This window comes from Streptomyces sp. NPDC001796 (assembly GCF_042892355.1).
GTDB lineage: Bacteria > Actinomycetota > Actinomycetes > Streptomycetales > Streptomycetaceae > Streptomyces.
Window position 1 is genome coordinate 1 of the sequence record NZ_JBIAUC010000043.1, and the last position, 3,839, is coordinate 3,839.

The 3,839-nt window shown below is 72.1% G+C and carries 3 protein-coding genes; all 3 read left to right on the plus strand.

Annotated features, from left to right (window positions below; genetic code table 11):
• Positions 1 to 704 (plus strand): fumarylacetoacetate hydrolase family protein (locus ACFYZE_RS36025; protein ID WP_389003902.1); only part of this gene is annotated, 704 nt, incomplete at its 5' end.
• The gene (locus tag ACFYZE_RS36030; RefSeq protein WP_389003905.1) at positions 701 to 2,314 is read left to right on the plus strand and encodes a bifunctional 3-(3-hydroxy-phenyl)propionate/3-hydroxycinnamic acid hydroxylase; all 1,614 of its coding nucleotides are present in this window, start codon (positions 701 to 703) and stop codon (positions 2,312 to 2,314) included. The genes ACFYZE_RS36025 and ACFYZE_RS36030, both read left to right, overlap by 4 nt.
• Before the next feature lie 16 nt (positions 2,315 to 2,330).
• On the plus strand, positions 2,331 to 3,839 hold a 1,509-nt coding region (locus ACFYZE_RS36035), incomplete at its 3' end, for an acetoacetate--CoA ligase (protein WP_389003908.1).

The following is a 3,839-nucleotide window of genomic DNA, read 5'->3' on the forward strand; positions in this document are numbered from 1 at the left end:
CCCGCGATTCGGGCTTCACCGGTGACATCCCGCCCACCTTCTTCCGTAAGGCGTCCGGCTCGGTCAGCGGCCCGCACGATGCGATCGTCCGCCCCACGCACGTGAACTTCCTCGACTACGAAGTCGAACTCGGCCTCGTCATGGGCGCGACGCTCCCGGTGGGCACAGTTGTCGAGGAGCAGGACCTTCCTTCGTACGTCGCCGGGCTCGTCCTGACCAACGACGTCAGCGCCCGCGACGTCCAGCTGACCAAGACCCAGTTCTACGAGAGCAAGTCCTACCCGACCTTCACCCCGACGGGGCCGTACCTGGCCCTGCTGGAGCCGGAGGACTTCGACCGTCTGATCGACCTGCGGCTGCGGCTGTCGGTGAACGGTGTAACGCGTCAGGACCGCACCCTGGCCGACATGATCGTGCGGCCCGCGCAGGCACTCACCCTGCTCGCCCGCTTCCAGACCCTCGACCCGGGCGATCTGCTGCTGACCGGTACGCCCGGCGGCACGGCCCTGAAGGCCCCGCCCAAGCCGGTCGAAAAGATCGCCGCGCTGCTGCCGCCCGCGCTGAAGTGGAAGGCGTTCTTCAACGGCCAGGCCAAGAACCCCCGGTATCTGCGCGACGGTGACCTCGTCACCGCCTCGATCGCCACCCCCGACGGGCGGATCGACCTGGGAGAGCAGCGGACCGCTGTGGCGGACGCGACGTGAGCGCCGCATCCCGGAGACCGGTAGTGATCATCGGTGCGGGACCCGTCGGAGTCACGGCCGCGCTCCTGCTCGCCCGGCACGGAGTGCCCAGCCTGCTCCTCGAACGCCACCGGGACATCTACCCCCTGCCGCGCGCCGTCGTCGTGGACGACGAGGTCCGCAGGATCCTGCAGAGCGTCGGCGTCCACGAGGAGTTCGCCACCCTCGCCAGGCCGGCGCCCGGGTTGCGGCTGCTGGACGCCCGGCGCCGCGTGATCGCTGAGTTCCAGCGATCCCTGCACGGCCACCACGGCTTCCCGCAGACCAGCATGTTCGACCAGCCAGAGCTGGAACGCCTGCTGCGCGACGCCCTGGCCCGTCGCCCCGAGTGCGAGCTGCGGGGCGGGGTGGAGGTCGTGTCCGTGCACCAGGACACCGACGGATCACACGCTGCCGCGGGTCCGGTCCGGGTCACCTTCCGCCGCGACGGCAGCGACGAGGAGGAGCACGTGTGGGCCGACGCCGTGCTCGGCTGCGACGGCGCGGGCAGCCTCACCCGCGACGCCATCGGAGCCGTCTGGGAGGACCTGCACTTTGAGGAGAGCTGGCGGGTCATCGACGTGCGCACCAGCCTCCCGGTGCGCACCTGGGAAGGCGCCGAGCAGATCTGCTGCCCCACCCGGCCGGCCACGTTCATGCGAGTCGGCGAAGACCGCTACCGCTGGGAGTTCCGACTGGCCGAGAGTGAGACCTTGGACGGCCCGAATGAGCTGGAACAGCTGCACGAGCTGGTCGCCCCCTGGGTCGACCTGCCGTCCGCTGCCCACGGGGGCGACGACTTCGAGGTGATCCGGCAGGCGCAGTACACCTTCCGGGCCCGCCTCGCCGACCGGTGGCGCCGTGGACGCGTCTTCCTGCTGGGCGACGCCGCTCACCTCACTCCGCCCTTCATCGGGCAGGGACTGTGCGCGGGCCTGCGCGACGCCCGCAACCTCACCTGGAAACTCGCCCGCGTCCTTCAGCAGGGCGCGGACGACCGGCTGCTGGACACCTACCAGCAGGAGCGCAAGCCGCACGCCCGCCACGTGATCCGTGTCGCGGTCGCCGTCGGCTGGGCCATGACCGGCGGACAGGACCGCGGCGCAGCCATCCGCCGCGCCGTGGTGGGCGCGGCCTGCCGCATCCCAGGCGTGACCGCGGCGGTGAGCCGCGACCTCAGCCCCGCCCTGACCGCCAATCCGCTGGTACGACGCCGCCCCCGGCTGACCGGCCGCTCACTGGCCGGCACCTTCTGCCCGCAACCCTGGGTGATCGTCGACGGCAGGCGAGAGCGCCTCGACGACATCCTGGGCGACTCCTTCGCCGTACTGACCGCCCTGCCGCCCACGGCACGGATGACGGGCGTGGCCATGGCACTGGGCGCACCCACGATCCATGTCGGCGACCTGGACGACGACGGCACGCTGGCCGCCTGGCTGGCGCGCGGCCGGGCGGACGCCGTCCTGCTGCGCCCCGACCGCGTCGTGATGGACACCGTCCCCACCGGTGCCGGCGACTTCACCGACACCGCCGCCTGGGCTCCCCTGCTGCACACGGCCCGCCGCCCCGCCGAAGCCCGGCCCGCACCCTGACGAGGAACACCACACCATGACCACCCCGCACTCTACGCCCTATCCGGAGCCCTTCCTGCCGCCCGACCTCCAAGCGGCCGCCCGCAGCCGCATCGCGGACTTCGCCCGCTGGGCCGCCCGGCACCAGGGCGCCGAAGGGATTCCGGACCCGACCGACTACCAGGCCCTGCACCACTGGTCCGTCACGGACCTGGAAGGATTCTGGGCCGCGGTGTGGGAGTACTTCGACATCGACGCCACCACTCCGTACGAGCGGGTGCTGGCCGAGGAAGCCATGCCCGGCGCCCGCTGGTTCCCCGGCGCCACCCTCAACTACGCCCACCACGCCCTGCGCAACCTGCACCCGGACGCCCCCGCGATCACCGCGCTGGACGAGACCGGAGCCGGCTACGAGATCACGGGCCGGCAGCTCCGCGCCCGGGTCGCCTCCGTCGCCGCCACCCTGCGCGACCTGGGCGTCGGACAGGGCGACCGGGTGGTCGGCTACCTGCCCAACACGCCCCACGCCGTCATCGCCTTCCTCGCCACCGCCACCCTGGGAGCGGTGTGGTCCGTGTGCGGCCAGGACTACGCACCCAAGGCCGCCGCCGACCGCTTCGCCCAACTCGCACCCACGGTGCTCATCACCGCGGACGGCTACCTCTTCAACGGCACCCGTCACGACCGCCGCGCCGCCTCTCTCGACCTCGCCGCCGCCCTTCCCACGCTCAAGGCCACGGTCCTCGTGGATCACCTGGGCCTTGCGTGGCCCGCGACCCGGGCCGCGAGGCTGACGGTTCCCTGGGAGGACGCGGCCGGCCGCACCGAGTACCTCACCATCACTTCGGTGCCGTTCGACCACCCGCTGTGGGTCGTGTTCTCCTCCGGCACCACCGGACTGCCCAAGGGCATCGTCCACGGACACGGAGGCGTCCTGCTCGAACACCTCAAGACCCTCGGCCTCCACTGTGATCTGGGCGTCGGGGACCGCCTGCTGTGGTACACCACCACCAACTGGATGATGTGGAACCTGGTCGTCTCCACCCTGCTGACCGGTGCCACCACCTGCACCTACGACGGCAGCCCCGCACCGCAGGCCCGCCCGGACGTCCTGTGGGAGCTGGCGGCCCGCCACAAGGTCACCGTCTTCGGCACCAGTCCCCAGTACCTGCTGGGCATGGCCAAGCTGGGCGTCGACCCCGCCGTGCACGACCTGTCGGCCGTCCGCGTCATCGGCTGCACCGGTTCCGCCCTGCCCGCCTCCGCCTACCCCTGGGTCCGCGACCACGTCGGCGCAGGCGTCCAGCTGGCCTCCACCAGTGGCGGCACCGACGTCGTCTCCGGCTTCGCCGGCAGCGCCCCCACCACCCCCGTCTGGGCGGGTGAACTGTCGGCCCCCAACCTCGGCGTGGCGCTCGCGGCGTACGACGGCGCGGGACGGCCGGTCGTCGACCAGGTCGGCGAACTCGTCGTCACCCGGCCCATGCCGTCGATGCCGCTGTACTTCTGGAACGACCCCGACGGCAGCCGCTACCGCGACGCCTAC